Origin of the sequence: Niastella populi (assembly GCF_002078015.1) — a bacterium.
Taxonomy (GTDB): Bacteria; Bacteroidota; Bacteroidia; order Chitinophagales; family Chitinophagaceae; genus Niastella; species Niastella populi.
Genome location: NZ_LWBP01000056.1, coordinates 113,345 through 128,524 on the forward strand (window position 1 = coordinate 113,345; position 15,180 = coordinate 128,524).

A 15,180-nucleotide genomic window follows, 5' to 3' on the forward strand; every position below is an offset into this window, starting at 1 on the left:
AACAATAAGCAGTATGAAAAAAAATAAACTTACCATATACTCTACAATTGCAAGCATGAAGATGTTTATTATAAAGCCCATAGCAATGGCCGTTTTTGCAATTGCAGGACTGGCCTCATGTTCAAAGGTACTGGATGTAAAACCGGAAGACGAACTGGATGAAAGCGACATGTATCGAAACGTGTACGATGCCGATGCCGCTGTTATCGGGATCTATGGAAAATTTGTTGGCCTGGCCGAACGTTATGTATTGCTGAATGAACTGCGGGCCGATATGCTCGATTGCACGCTGAACGCCGATGAAAACCTGCGGCAATTAAACACCCATGCGGTCACTGCCACTAATCCCTATGCCACCCCCCGTCCGTTTTACGAAGTGATCATCAATTGCAACGATGTATTGAAGCATTTTAGCATCATGCGTGCAGAAAACAAATTGAAGGATGCCGAATACCAGCAACGCTATGCCGATGTGGCCTTCATTCGTTCGTTTTTGTACCTGCAGTTAGGCATCCATTATGGTGAAATACCTTATGTTACCGATGCGCTGTCAAATATCAACGACGTGAACGATGCATCGAAATTCCCACGCCTGCCGTTCAACACGCTGCTCGACAGTTTGATCAGTTTTACTGAAGGCGTTTCCTTCAAAGACGAATATCCGGGCGGCACCAACCTGAACGTAACGGTAGACGGCTACCCCACAGCTAAATGGTTTATCAACAAAAAACTTCTGTTGGGCGACCTTCACCTTTGGAAAGGCAACTATATACAGGCTGCCAGCTGGTACCGGCAGGTAATGGAAACCGGTACGGTAGGAACCGTTAACGGGTCGTACTATTCAATGTACAAACTGGGTTGGGACAGCAACGGCGATATTGACCATTATATTTCCTATTCCCGTGCCGGCGACGCTTCCACGCTGGTTACCACTTCGCAATGGCGCATCATGTTTGAACAGGCCATGAACACCGAAGGGTTCAGAAGAGAATGGGTTTGGGCCATTCCGTTCGACAATAAATTCAAACCGGAAAATCCTTTTGTTAAAATATTTTCGCCCATTGGCGGTAGTTACCTGGTGCAGCCGTCCCAAGAGGCTATTGATATGTGGAACAATGAACAGCAACGCCCGGCACAGGGCACGCCCGGCATTCCTTATGACGCACGCGGCCAGTTATCGTGGAAACTCATTAACGGGCAGCCCGTTGTAATGAAGTACCTGTACAACTATATTAACAACAGTACCAATTTACCTATAACTGTGCTGCAAAAAGACAGTAAATGGTTCCTGTTCCGCCAAACGCATCTGCACCTTCGTTTCGCAGAAGCAGCCAACCGCGCCGGCCGTTATCTCCTGGCCTGGGGTTTGTTTAATTCGGGTATCGGCGGAGCTTATCCTGCACCCACCAGCAACGTAACCGATTATCAAAATACTTTATGGGATGTGTATCCCTTTAATTTCGACGCCCGAAACAGCGGCAGCACCGGCGTTCCCTATTACCGGTCCGACTGGTACCGAAATATCGGCATCAGGGCAAGGGCTAACCTGGTGAATTACGAGGTGAATAGCGCCGACAGCCTCACTTCCATTGAAACCGGTCTAATAAATGAATGCGGTTTGGAAAATGGGTTTGAAGGCACCCGCTGGCCCGACCTCCTGCGTGTAGCGATGCGCCGCGACGACCCATCGTTTATCGCTGACAAAATATATAATAAACTGATCAAATCAGGTATCTCGTCTGCTTATGCCGATCAGGCCAGGGCAAAACTTATGAGAAAAGACTGGTACCTGCCTTTTGTCTGGCAATAATAAATTATCTTAAATTATCCCGTTAAAACAAAGGGCCTCCTTTCGGGGAGGCTTTTTTTAGTTGCCCAATAATACCATCTGCCGCTATTGCAGACTATCAGCATTTAATTGCAAACAGTAATGATGTGAGAATGGCGACATTTAAAATACTGCAACCTCTTATACAATACAAAAAGAAAAGAATAACAGAAATACCTGCTGAAATACAGCGAAGCATACGTAAACAATTAAGCGAAAGTAATAGGATTCGTGTAATGCCGTTTATGCATTAGATTTTGAACTTTCTCCCTATTTAACTACTGGCCAACAATTCTCATCAAACATCAATTCCTTTATAACCAGCTTCGACTTCCCATTATCCCCCGCATCATAACCATGATACACGATATAATCCTTTCCATCGAAAGTATATACTGAATTATGTCCGGCAGCCACCCAGTTAACGGTATCGCCCTGAATAACCAGTGAACCACCACCCTGCATCATAGGTATATTGTTTTTATCAACATACGGACCGGTCACTTTTTCGCTTCGTCCCACCACCACCTTATAATCGCTTTTCAGGCCGCGGCAGCAAAAATCAACCGATACGAAGAGGTAATAATATTTTCCTTTTTTGAACAGGAACGGCGCCTCGATGGCTGTATTGCCGGCTTCAGTTTTGTGCGAAGCCGACGGTTCGGGTTTTGCCGGGTCTTTTCGCCTGCTGGCAAGGTTATACCATTCTTCGGGATGGGCAACCGAAACAAGATCAGGGTTAAGTTTTACCAGCTTAAGTCCGTTCCAGAACGAACCGAACGAAAGCCAGGGCGTATTGTCATCATCGATGAACAGGTTGGGGTCTATGGCATTCCAGTCGTCGCGGTTGGGAACCGATTGAACGAGCTTTCCATGATCAACCCAACGATAATCAGGTGACGAAGGATGCAATGTTTTATTGGTGGCCACGCCAATGCATGAGGTGTTTTTGCCAAATGCCGAAACGGAATAATACAGGTAATACAAGCCGTTATGATAACTGATATCCGGCGCCCAGGTATGTCCCTTAAATACCGGCAGTTCCTTTACTACCCATTCGGCCGGTTTTGCAAATACCGGGTTCTCTTTTTTCCAGTTAACCCGGTTAACCGACGACCACACGGTTATGCCCATACCGGTGCAGAACATATAATACACACTATCCTGTTTTATCATTACGGGGTCATGCGCCGGAATGAGGTTGGTTTGGGCGGTTACTACCACCGGCAACAGGCAGGCAATGATCCCGCTGTAAATAATACGATATTTCATTAGTTATACATTTCATAAAGAAGACCCGCCAGAGCCTGCACCGGCACCTGACAGGTCTTTCTTATTAACTTATTAACTCGTCACCTGTTAACTCATCAACTCGTCAACTTATGCCTTTTCCTCTATCAACCTTATCACCTGTATCAACTTTTCAACTCTCCTTGTCAACTCGTCAGCTCCCCTACTCCACCACCAGTTTCTGCGTAATCACCTTTTCATCACTCATCACCCGCAACATATACACACCTGCAGTTTGCGGCGCGGGCACCTGTATTACGTTCGATGACAGCTGCCGGTTGGCATATACCAGTTTACCGTCACCGGCGAAGATATAGGTGGTTATATACTTTCCTGTTGCGCCTGCACTGATATGCAACAATTTTCCTTTATGCACCGGGTTGGGATAAATTCCCTTGCGGATCTCCTCCGTTACCAATGGCAGATCGTTCACCGCCTCGCGGGCGGTTGTAGTTGCTATCAACCATTTCTGGCAGTTGCAATCGGAATAATCCTGTAGCGATAGCCGGGTACCTGCCGTAGTAGATGAACCGGCCACACTTACAATTCTTGCCCCCGATGCGGGCGTAAGAATATGCGAGCCGTCGCCCAGCTTTTCAATTTTAAACTTCTGGCAGTTGTTGTTCAACCAGGCATACAGTTGCATTTGCGTGCCTGCACCGGTTCCGCAATTGATCACATCGGCGCTCAGCCCGCCGAGCGAATTGGCGATGCGGTAGTAACCATTACCAACAGGTGTAAAATTCCATTTCTGGCAACTTAAATTGTTCCAGGCGCCCTGCGCTATCCCCTGCCCCGATGCACCGGTACAACCCCAGGCATCCCAAACCATATTGCTGTTCTTATTGGTAATGCGATATAACCCGGCCGCAATCCAGTCGCGGGTAATAAAGGGCCAGCCGCCGCTGAAACCCATATTGGCAATATCCAGTTTAGGGTTTCCATTATCGTTACCATCATAATAATGCATCGAAACAAAGTTCGATCCGTTCTCGGTGAGCAGTCCGAAATGGCCGGGCCCAATATATCTGCCCGATGCGCCCAGCGCAACGGAGCCGCCGCCGTTCTTCATATCGGTACCGTTCTTGTCGGTATACGGGCCTGTTGGACTTGTTGAGCGGCCCATCACCACGTAATAACTGCTGCTGGTGCCGTTGCAACAGGTGCCGCGGTTGGCAAACAGGTAATAATAACTGCCGTTCTTTACAATGCAAGGCGCTTCCCAGTCGGCCCCATTGCCGCCGGCAACACGGGTAACAGAAGCGCCGCTCTTTACTTTACCGGTCGCTGCATCGAGCTCAACAACGCCAATACCGCCATGCCACGAACCATACGACATGTATACTTTTCCATCGGAGTTCCGGAAGATAGCGGGATCGATCGCATTGATATCGGAAGCCGCAGAAGAAGAAACCACTCTGCCCAGGTCGGTCCATACGTAAGCGGAAGAATTTTGATCTAACGTTGGCGAAGTAGCTACGCCTATGGCAGATACGGAAGAGCCAAATGTGGAGCAGGAATAATACAGGTAATACTTCCCGTTCATATAAATACAATCGGGCGCCCAGAATGTACCATTGAAACCCGGCACATAGGAGTTGATCCACGAAGGCCAGGTTCCAATGGGAAAAACCGTTTTGGATCCGGATGTCCAGTGAAACAGGTTGGTTGAATAAGCGGCATAAATGCCATTCCCTGTCGTGAACATCCAGTATTTGCTTCCATCTTTTATAAGTGTAGACGGGTCGTGTGACTGGTAAGCGCCACCAAGCGCTTTTACCTGTTCAGGTTGCATACATAACAGCATTCCCCAAACAAGGAGATAAGGTATTCTATTTTTCATATCAGGCAAGTTTTGAATGGTTAAAAAAAACGTCATTCCAACTTAACCCGCAACACGCTGAATGAATAAGGTGAATTATTGAGTTGTATTTTTTTACCCTTTATTGCAATCGTTGATTCAACAGGTGCTACGTTGGTTGGACTGTCGAATGTATTCAAAGCGGTAAGCTCCGACTGCATCACGGTCAGTTTTCCTGTGGCGGCGATCCTTTTAACGCCATCCAGCTGCAGGGTATTGACCTGTGGTTTGTCAGATGCATTCACCACTTTAATGATCAGCTCATTGGTAGCAGCATCGATACAGGCCGAAGCATAAAGGCTGTCCTGCCCCGCTACCACATCGTTGTTCAATGTAATGGGTACTACTTTGGAACCTTTGTTAAGGGAGAATAATTTCTGTACATGGTAATCGGGCGTTCCATAAGATTGCAGGTTGTTCACCCAAATAAGATCGGGCGCCCACTGCCAGCCATCGATATGTGCGAACAGCGGCGCATAAGAAGCCATTTGCACCACATCGGCGTTGCGCTCGAGGCCGGTCATAAAAGCCGCTTCTGAGATCGCGGCCAGCCACGTATTGCGGTTGCCGCCGGCGGTTTTATCTACATGCGAAGCATATTCGCCACCAAATATTTTGGAGCCGTTGCGCGGGTAGTTGTCGTATCGTCTGGCGTTCTGAAAAAAGAATTCGGGTTTGCGATAATAATGTTCGTCTATAAAGTCTGCATTCATCCTGCGCAGTTCTCCATTCAGGTAATCGAAACGTTCGCCATTGGGATCGGTGCCTGAACTGCAGATAAGTTTGATACTGGGATATTTTTCTTTGATGGCCGTTTGAAACGCTTTCAACCGTTCAATATATTGGGGACCCCAGTTCTCATTGCCTATACCCATCATCTTCAGGTTGAAGGGAGCGGGATGGCCCATCTCGGCGCGTACCTTGCCCCATTTGGTGTTTACATCGCCATTGGCAAATTCAATAAGATCGAGCGCATCCTGTATGTAAGGGTCGAGCGCCTGCATAGGCACTACTTCGGCAGAATTGAACTGGCAGGCCATACCGCAGTTAAGGATCGGCAATGGCTCGGCGCCAATATCTTCGGCCAGTTGAAAGTATTCAAAGAAACCAAGACCAAAGGTTTGGAAATAATCGGGCGCCGCGCGGTGCGGGAACTCAATATTCCATCGGTTCATGATCAACTGCCGTTCTTCAATGGGGCCTACGGTATTCTTCCAGCGATAGCGGTTCGAAAGATCGAAGCCTTCCACGATACAACCACCGGGGAAACGTAGAAAACCGGGTTTCATATCGGCCAGCAATTGTATCATGTCGGCGCGCATCCCGCCGGGGCGGTTCTTCCAGGTATCACCGGGAAACAGGGAGATCATATCGAGGTCAACGGCGCCATTGCCTTCGAACCAGATATTCATTTTCCCTTTCATCACGGTTTCGCGGGCATGAAAGCTTACCGCCGCCTTGTGCCAGTTGTCGCCGGATGCGGTCAGCGAAAGCACCGTATCGCCAATCACGTTCTTTGAAGAATCAATTAGCTCGATATGTAATTTCGTGTGTGCCTGTGGTTGACGATACATTATGGAGAAATCGTACCGTACCCCTTTTTTTATGCCCATACCGCGGAACCCTTCATTGGTCAATCCCAGATCGCCTTTTGAAACATTGTTCATGGTAACACGCAGGAAACGGGGATTGCGGGTGTTTTCTTCCGACCTGTTGATCACCAGCATTTCGCCTTCCACAAACTTTTTGCGGTTCACCGCCCAGCCCATCATTGGTTTGAAGAACTCGAACGAGCGGTTCTTTACCAGTTCGGCATAGATGCCGCCGTCTGCTCCGAGGTTGATATCTTCAAAAAATACACCCCACATGGTAGGCTGTATGGCTGCACCGGGTTGATTCGCCTTTACAATCAGTGTGTGATTTTGTTGCGAAAAAGTTTGTTTGCCAAATATAGTTATGGCCATCAGCAAAAATGCAATTCGTTGTTTCATCTATTTTAGTTCTTAGTTTTAACTTCCTGGTTATTCAGTTATTCAGTTGTTCAGTTTTCGATTCAACTTATGAACTTACTATCTCAATAATTTATAAACTACTTCTTTTTTCCCCAAATCCCCGTTCCCACGTTATTCAATCCCGTAAATACCAATGTAGTACTTTTCTTATTCTCCCAGTCACGTTCTCTTGTAACATACACTTTATCGGTGAATGTTCCATTGTTCCATTTTAATTCCAGCCAGGGTGCGCTGAACGTCCAGGCATTGGCGGCGCTGCCATTGATCTTTCCGTCGGCGTTCAGTGTAATGGTGGTTGCCACCTGCAGACCGGCGTTTACCTGTTCCGCAGCATACCCCGGAACCACGGTGTACCCCAGCACGATCTGCTCCCAATCGCCCGTGAGCTCGTTTTGCGCTATGCTGCTTTGCGCAACATTGGCATAGCGTTCGGGCGATACAACGGGCCAGCCGTCGGTGGTCCAGAATATTTTGCGTACATGCAGGTTCATATAAAATTTATCAACCGATGGCCTGCCCTGGTGCGCCATATAATACTGACCGCCTTCCTCGAAAACAGCGCAATGCGCCACCCCCTGCCAGCCGCCATGGCCCTGAAACTGGTACGGTGCTATGATCATAGGGACATTATCTTCTTCAGTGTTCAGATCCTTTCCGTTGTAATCGAGGAACGGCCCCTGTGGCGATGATGACCGTCCTACCCGTACATTGTATTTTGTTTCCAGCCAGTCGTAGGCAATGAAGAGATAGTATTTGTTCTGCGCACTGTTGTAAATGACTTCGGGCCCTTCGATGTTCCCGTTCACCACACCACCGGTAAAACCACGCTGGGCAATGCGTTTTCCCTTATCACCGCCGGTAGCGGCCAAACCGGTGCCTGCATTCAGCTTCAGCACATAAATACCATCGAAAGCCGAACCATAATACATCCAGTGCTCACCCTGTGGGGTAACCACCACCGTTGGGTCAATGGCGTTGGTTTGCACGTACGGAAAATCATTTCTCGATGTTACCACCAGCCCCTGCTCGGTCCAGGGTCCTTCCGGTGCGGTAGCGGTGGCCAGCCCGATAACGCTTAAACGCAAGGTGGGGCTCGAAAGAGAATAGTACAGGCGATACTGGTTGTTCACCTTCAATACATAGGGCGCCCACAATGATTGAAAAGGCGTACCGCCCGCCTGTGTTATAAAATTAGCGCCCATTGCAGGTAATTCACCAAAAGCCCAGCCCACAAACTGCCATTGTATAAGGTCTTTTGATCTTCTTATCTGTATGCCGGGTTTTACGGTGGTGCCATAAGCCGCATCGGTGCTGAAACAATAATAATATCCGTCGCTTTTTACCATCGATGGGTCGTGCACATTGTATGGGCCCCATTGGGTGTGGTAAGTAAAGGGCGCTATGGAAGCGTAGGTATCTGTAATGGAATTGATGTCGAAGGCCGGTGGTGGCGGCGGGGCGCCGGGATCAACGGGCTCCGGACCGGCTGTCTTTTTCTGACAACCGGCAACCACGATGAGCACCACCGCAATCAGTAATCGTATGTAACGTACCGGAATATACATGCAAACAATCAGTTAATGACAGTAAACCGTGCCGGGCAGCGGAAATTGTCACTGGCACAATTATAAATATTAATTCGTTATTGAACAAACCCGGGTAATGGCAGGTCACCCTTCAGGGGTATGCTCACCCGCAAATGTGCGAGCCATCGTGTTAAGGGTGAGCCCCCTTTGAAAGGGACCCCACCCCACACGTTAATAGCCCGCGTTCTGTTTCAGGTTTTTGTTCACGTCTATTTCCGCCTGCGGAATGGAGAAGAATTCTCTTCCCGGCACATAACTGTTGAACTCCGGGTCATGCGATTTGAGCTCTGCCAGCCTGGTGGGGTTCTGCAACCAGCCCCAGCGGCGGATATCATCGAACCGGTGCCCTTCGAGGGCAAATTCCAAAGCGCGTTCATGGGCGATGCGCTCGCGCATATTCTCTTTCGATAAACCGGCAAACTCCGCTTCCCTGTCGGGCAGGTTGGCCCGGTTGCGCACACGCTGGATCTGTTTGGCGCATTCAGCCCTGTTGTCAAGCTCGTTCTGGCATTCGGCATACATCAGCAGTACATCGGCAAAACGCATCAACCGTTCATTGATGCCCGACCGCCAGTCTTTTTCATCAGGCACATTACCACCGCCATTGCCATATTTCTTTACGCCCAGTTTACCCAGCTCGGCAGCATATACGGTTTGAAAAGATTGCCCGTACAGCGTACAGCCGGGATAATTATAATAGATCGTAGCCTTCAGGCGGGGATCGTCTTCATTGGATTTTGTTTTTTCCTTTTTGAACTCATCAACGATCCATTGGGTGGGCGCCGCATCGTTCCAGCCAAATGGCGCCGGTGCGAACGTAATGGCGCGGGCAGTGGTTTTACTCCAGTCTGCCGCCGGTGAGCTCACCCAGCCTAAGGTAATACCGCCTACGTCGCGGCTGAACTGAATTTCAAAGATGGATTCCCTGTTATTCTCATTTGCTTCTGTGAAGTTATCGCCATAATTGGCCATGAGGTCGTAACTGCCCATGTCCATCACTTCTTTGAACTTTGCTGAAGCCAGGTCATATTTTTTATTGAACAGATAGCTTTTACCAAGGAATGCCAGCGCTGCGCCTTTTGTTGCGCGGCCGAGATCGGCGCCGCTGTAGGAAGCCGGCAACAGCTTCGAAGCTTCGTCAAAATCGCTGTATACATGGTTCCATACATCTTCGGGTGATGCCTGGGCAGGAAAGTATTCCGATGAATTCTCGTAGAACTTCGTCACCAGCGGTATATTATTGAAGAAGGTAACCAGGTAATAATAATTCAGGCCACGCAGAAACAACGCTTCACCCCGCAACCGATCTTTCAACTCCTGGTCTTTAAATGGCACCTTATCTATATTACTCAACACAAAATTGGAACGGGTTACCCCACCGTAAAATGCGATCCACAACCATTGCTGCATAATGGTATTATTAAACAGCTTGAAGGAGCCGGTGTTCGATAACACGTCCCACGGGCTGGGGCTCATCATATCATCGCCGCGCAGATCGAGCGCGCACTGTGCAAATCGTAAAAAGGTGCCGTCATAGTATAATGACTGGTAAACAGCATTCACCGCCATCAATGCATCATTGTCGTTCTTCCAGAAAGTTGCGGTTGTTTGCTGATTGGGATTCGTTAGCTCGAGGTAATCTTTACCACACGACATACCGGTAACAGCCACAATGGTAGTCAGGACTATTTTTTTAATGTTCATTGCATTCAGTTTTGAAGTTCATAGTTCATAGTTCACTGTTCTTAGTTCATAGTTCACAGTTCACAGTTCTTAGTTCACTGTTTACAGTTTCTGTATTTGCGTTAGGCGTTAAGCGTTCCGCCTCCTCACAATCCCAGTTGCAGGCCAAAAAGAAATGACCTTGGATTAGGTAATCCTCCTGCTTCATTGGCGGTAAATGGCCGGTTTGGATATGATCCGTTATCGATTGCCCGGTCGAACAAACCGTTATTATTGGCAAAGTCGGGATCGAACCCTGTATAGTTTGTAAATGTTACCAGGTTTTGTGCTGTGGCGTATATTCTCAGGTTCGACAGGTGCGCCTTTTTCAGCAGATCCTGCGGAAACGTATAACCTATCTGTAATGTGGTTATGCGAAAGAAACTGCCGTTCTCGAGCCAGCGGGCAGATGCCCGGCCGTTCTTATTGGGATCGAACATCACCACGCGGGGCACATCGGTATTGGTGTTGGTGGGCGTCCAGCGGTTAAGCAGCCTGGTGCCATAGTTATCCCAGCCGGCGCCATTCTCAATACCGGCCCGGATGCTGTTGAAGATCATATTGCCCGAAACTCCTGAACCAACTACCGACAGGTCGAATTGTTTATACGATACGGCGGCATTGAACCCGTAGTACAATTTTGGAATGGCCCTGCCGAGGTACGTACGGTCGTCATCATCGATCTTTCCATCGGGCGTGCCCGTCAGTTTTCCACCGGCATCACGGCCATTGATGTCTTTGAACCTGTAGTCGCCGGGCCGGGTCAACTCCTCCTGATACCGTTTAATGGGCGACTTGGCATTTAAGGCATCTATCTCTGCCTGGTTCTGGAAAATACCGTCTATCACCCAGCCATACAACTCTCCTACTTCACGCCCCACTTCCGTTTTGGTTATGTTACCATAACCATAAATGGGATTGTTACCATAACCCAGCGCCAGCACCTTATTATTAAGGGTCGACATGTTCGCATTTATGTTATAGGTGAAATCTCCTTTTTTGTCGTTGTAGCCCAACTGGAATTCAAAACCAGAGTTCTGAATGGAAGCGCCGTTGATAAAAGGTGATTCCCCGGGGTATACGCCTGTTGAACCAGGGATCTGCACCCGCAACAGAATGTCTTTGCCGGTATTACGGTAATACTCGGCAGAGAAGGTGATCTTTCTGAAAAGCTCTATATCCAAACCGATATTCCGGCTGATCATGGTTTCCCATTTGATATCGGGCACCGGGAAAGTGGTTTGCGTGGCGCCTAAAGCCAGCTGATTGCCAAACACGGCATGTGCATAGGAATTGATAAAAGCCTGGTATTGGTAGTCGCCTATTTCCTGGTTACCCAGTTCGCCATAAGAAGCACGCAGCTTTACCTGGTTTACATAGGAAGGCAAAACGGTTTGAAGCCACTGCTCATTATGCAGCTTCCACGCCAACGCAATTGAAGGAAAATTCCCCCAACGGTTCTGCGGTGCAAACCTCGACGAACCATCACGGCGCAGTGTAGCTGTTAACAGGTATTTGTCGTCGTAGATGTAGTTCACCCGGCCGAAATAAGAACTTAGCCGGCTTTTAAATACATCACCCGTGGCCGTAATACCCGAGGTGCCATTGCTCAAAACCGGAAAATAAGGTTGGGTAAATCCTTCGGCATGAGCGAACGACCGCGATATATTGCTTTCCAAGGTCGATTGCCCGGCCAATGCGTTTATTGAATGCCGGCCAATGATCTTTTCGAAAGTGAGGGTATTTTCAATGGTACCGGTATTACCCGAACCGCGCCAGTCGTTCAGTTTGGCAATATTGTTTACATAGAACCAGCCGAGGTCGTGTATGGGCTTAAAGTTGAAATCGCGCCAGTCGGTTCTTTCATAACCCAGGCTTAATTTATATTTCAATCCTTTAAAGAATTCATACTCGCCATACGCATTACCAATAAAGCGAAAACGTTCTGTTTTGCTATCCAGCACATTGTTGAACCCTATAGCATTGGCGGTATAGGAACCATGGATGGTTTGGCTCGAGCTGCTGAACCCATCGCGGGTTGTTGAATCGTATACCGGCAGCGTGGGTATGGCATTGACGATATAACCAAGTATATTTCCGTCGTGCAGGAAGGTCATGAACCGCTGATCGATCTTTGCATAACTGAACGATTCTCCAAACTTAAAGCGGCCCTGTTTAAAATCGGTATTGATACGAAAGGAATAACGTTGATAGGATGGTCCTTTTCCGGCTACCGTTCCGGTATGATCGAAATAGTTGACGGAGATATAATATTTAGCGGCGTCCGATCCGCCCGAAATGCCTATTGTATGCTCCTGTATTTTACCTGTTTTGAAAGCTTCTTCCTGCCAGTTGGTATTTATATTCTTCACAAACAATGGCGAATTGGGATCGTTTGCCGGCTTTATCAGTTCTGCCGGCTGGGCATTGGCGCTGGCTTCGTTCACCAGTTCCTGGTATTGTTGGGTGTTGGCCACATCATATCTTTTTACGATATTCTGTACACCATAATAGCCATTGTAATCAAGTTTGAATTTGCCTGTTTTACCGCGTTTGGTAGTAATGATGATCACGCCGTTGGCAGCACGTGATCCGTAGATCGCCGCCGCCGACCCATCTTTCAACACCTGTATGGTTTCAACGTCTGAAATAACCAGGTCATTCACGGGCGCCTGTACGCCATCGATAATATACAGTGGATTATTGTTGGAGAAATTCCCTATGCCCCGTATTTTAATAGCGGGTGCAGCGCCGGGCTGTCCGCCACTGGTAACGCTTACCCCGGCCACCTGGCCCTGCATGGCTTTCAACACATCGTTTGTAGGCATCTTGTTCAGTAATTTTGCGTCAACGGTGCTGATAGAGCCGGTAAGATCTTTTTTACGTTGTGTTCCATAGCCGATTACCACCACCTCTTCCTGTTGCGTTACATTTCTTTTTAATGATACGTTGATCTCCTTTCTGCCCGAAAGCGGTACTTCTGTAAGCTCCATCTCTACCGATGAAAACACCAGCGAAACAGTACCCTCCGGTACTTCCAGTTTAAAAAATCCTTTATCATCGGTTATGGTGCCAATGGCGTTATTGCCTTTCACATACACCGATACCCCCGGAAGGGGCGTACCCGCTTCGTTGGTAACGATGCCGCTTACCGAAAAGCTGACCACCCCGGTGATGTCTTTTGAAACAATGATCACCTCTTTGTCGACCAGGCTGAACTTCAAACCTGATTCGGCAAGAGCCGTTTTCAATACGGAAGAAACAGGCGTTTCTTTTACTGAAATAGTTACCAGGAAGTCGCGTGGTAATATGTCGTTGCTGTAGGCAAACCGGTATTCGGTCACCTTTTCAATGCTTTTAAATAATTGCGGTATAGATGCATTTCTCAACGACAAGGTCACTTTCTCTTCCTGTGAAAGTCCTTTCGCCGATACATGCAGGCAACCGATAATAAGTAAAGCAGTCGTTAGTTTCATAATCCTTACAGCTTTGGCCGATGCCGTGTAAAGCAAGGTATCCACCTTTGGCGGATGAAATTTTTTCATACCTTTAGAATGTTTAAAGATGAATAATGGAAACAGGCCAATACTTCGACGTTAACCTGTTTCGGCTTTAAGCAGGGGAATGTTGCCGCATTCCCCTTTTTATTTTTGCTATCTCTTATACATTGGAAGCGCCCTGGTTAACTAGTTAACTTGTTAACTCGTCAACAAGCCATCATCTATATATAACAATATTTTGTTCACCCTCGAATCTGTAATTGAACCGCTTCGATGCCCGTAATATCTCCAGCACCTGTTCTATCTTTTCCTTTTTAAAAGTGGCGGTGAAATGGTATTGCTTTATGTCGTTCGATTCGAATTGTATGTTCACGTTGTACCACCGGTTAAGCTGAAACGCTATTTCTTCGAACGCTTCATCCTCAAAAGCCAGGTTGTTTTGTACCCAGGCCAGTTCCTTCATATTGCCATCGTCGCTTTTCTTTACGGGTTTAACCAGCACCTGTTCGGGATTAGCGGCAGCAGCTGATCTTGAAGCGCCTTCATCACCTCTCTTACTTTCCGTCCATAAAACTTTTTCATCGGGATGCAGCAGCAGTTTGCGGTTATTATCTTTTTTCAATGTCACTTCTACCAGCCCGCGTACCAGCACCGTTTCGGTTCTGCTTTCGTTATTATATGACTTTACGTTAAATGCGGTACCCAGCGCTTTTACATCCATACTGGCAGTATGCACAATAAAGGGCACGGCGGCATTATGCTGCACTTCAAAAAAGGCTTCGCCTTTCAGATATACTTCACGGGTGTTTTGGGCATATTGCTCGTTCAGGTACATTTCACTGCCTGCATTCAGGATCACCTGGGTGCCATCGGGAAACTGAAAGCTTTTCCGTTCGCCGGGCTTGCATACATATTGTATCTTAGCCGGTTGGGGTATAGATGTACGTTGTGATTTCCATATAAGATAAAAACCGATAGTGCCTATGGCCAGCAGGGCAATTGCTATGGAAGAGAACCGCCGGTACAACAATGCCGAACGGCGCGCAGGTTGTAAATCGATCACCGGGGCATTTTCACTGGTGGCCATTTTTTTCTTCAGGCCTTCCAGTTGTTCTTCAAGATCGGCCTGCGCCAGGGCCGTGAACAGTATCCGGTACTCCTGCACCGCTTCTTCTATCAGTTCTTTTTTACCGGGGTTTTCAGCAATAAAGGTTTCCCAGTAATGAACATCCTGTTCATTTCTCCTGAGACAGTAATTAATAAAAGATTCTTCTTTTAACAGGTCTTCAACCGTCCGGTACTTATGTTGCATGTCCGCTCTTTTATAAGCAGAGTGTTGTACCCTTCCGTTTTACCCGTTCTTTTTAAAATATTTTTCACA

The 15,180-nt window shown here is 47.8% G+C and carries 8 protein-coding genes; 1 reads left to right on the top strand and 7 read right to left on the bottom strand.

Annotated elements, in window-relative coordinates:
- Positions 1-13 precede the first annotated feature (13 nt).
- Positions 14-1,810 (top strand): RagB/SusD family nutrient uptake outer membrane protein, encoded by a 1,797-nt coding sequence (locus tag A4R26_RS07080; RefSeq protein WP_207625695.1) that lies wholly within the window; start codon positions 14-16, stop codon positions 1,808-1,810.
- Positions 1,811-2,098: 288 nt separating this feature from the next.
- On the opposite strand, the gene A4R26_RS07085 is transcribed toward A4R26_RS07080, so the two are convergent.
- From A4R26_RS07085 to A4R26_RS07115, 7 genes are all read right to left on the bottom strand, one after another.
- A complete protein-coding gene (locus A4R26_RS07085) occupies positions 2,099-3,100 on the bottom strand; it encodes an arabinan endo-1,5-alpha-L-arabinosidase (protein ID WP_081162775.1) in 1,002 nt (333 codons plus the stop codon).
- A gap of 181 nt (positions 3,101-3,281) precedes the next feature.
- On the bottom strand, positions 3,282-4,961 hold the full coding sequence (locus tag A4R26_RS07090) for a family 43 glycosylhydrolase (RefSeq protein ID WP_107685805.1): 1,680 nt from the start codon (positions 4,959-4,961) through the stop codon (positions 3,282-3,284).
- Positions 4,962-4,993: 32 nt separating this feature from the next.
- Positions 4,994-6,970 carry an alpha-L-arabinofuranosidase family protein gene (locus tag A4R26_RS07095; protein WP_081162783.1) on the bottom strand — a complete coding sequence of 659 codons (1,977 nt, stop codon included), beginning with the start codon at positions 6,968-6,970 and terminating at the stop codon, positions 4,994-4,996.
- Positions 6,971-7,068: 98 nt separating this feature from the next.
- A complete protein-coding gene (locus tag A4R26_RS07100) occupies positions 7,069-8,556 on the bottom strand; it encodes an arabinan endo-1,5-alpha-L-arabinosidase (RefSeq protein WP_081162788.1) in 1,488 nt (495 codons plus the stop codon).
- Positions 8,557-8,748: 192 nt separating this feature from the next.
- The gene (locus A4R26_RS07105) at positions 8,749-10,281 is read right to left on the bottom strand and encodes a RagB/SusD family nutrient uptake outer membrane protein (RefSeq protein WP_081162795.1); all 1,533 of its coding nucleotides are present in this window, start codon (positions 10,279-10,281) and stop codon (positions 8,749-8,751) included.
- 125 nt (positions 10,282-10,406) lie between these two features.
- Complete coding sequence (locus tag A4R26_RS07110) at positions 10,407-13,844, bottom strand: SusC/RagA family TonB-linked outer membrane protein (protein ID WP_081162798.1); 3,438 nt, start codon at positions 13,842-13,844, stop codon at positions 10,407-10,409.
- Positions 13,845-14,016: 172 nt separating this feature from the next.
- On the bottom strand, positions 14,017-15,111 hold the full coding sequence (locus tag A4R26_RS07115) for a FecR family protein (RefSeq protein ID WP_081162803.1): 1,095 nt from the start codon (positions 15,109-15,111) through the stop codon (positions 14,017-14,019).
- Positions 15,112-15,180 lie beyond the last annotated feature (69 nt).

Excerpts from the sequence above, each read along its gene's own strand:
- A4R26_RS07090 (WP_107685805.1), bottom strand. The coding sequence starts at position 4,961 with ATGAAAAATAGAATACCTTATCTCCTTGTTTGGGGAATGCTGTTATGT.
- A4R26_RS07100 (WP_081162788.1), bottom strand. The coding sequence starts at position 8,556 with ATGTATATTCCGGTACGTTACATACGATTACTGATTGCGGTGGTGCTC.
- A4R26_RS07095 (WP_081162783.1), bottom strand. The coding sequence starts at position 6,970 with ATGAAACAACGAATTGCATTTTTGCTGATGGCCATAACTATATTTGGC.
- A4R26_RS07080 (WP_207625695.1), top strand. The coding sequence starts at position 14 with ATGAAAAAAAATAAACTTACCATATACTCTACAATTGCAAGCATGAAG.
- A4R26_RS07115 (WP_081162803.1), bottom strand. The coding sequence starts at position 15,111 with ATGCAACATAAGTACCGGACGGTTGAAGACCTGTTAAAAGAAGAATCT.
- A4R26_RS07110 (WP_081162798.1), bottom strand. The coding sequence starts at position 13,844 with ATGAAAAAATTTCATCCGCCAAAGGTGGATACCTTGCTTTACACGGCA.
- A4R26_RS07105 (WP_081162795.1), bottom strand. The coding sequence starts at position 10,281 with ATGAACATTAAAAAAATAGTCCTGACTACCATTGTGGCTGTTACCGGT.
- A4R26_RS07085 (WP_081162775.1), bottom strand. The coding sequence starts at position 3,100 with ATGAAATATCGTATTATTTACAGCGGGATCATTGCCTGCCTGTTGCCG.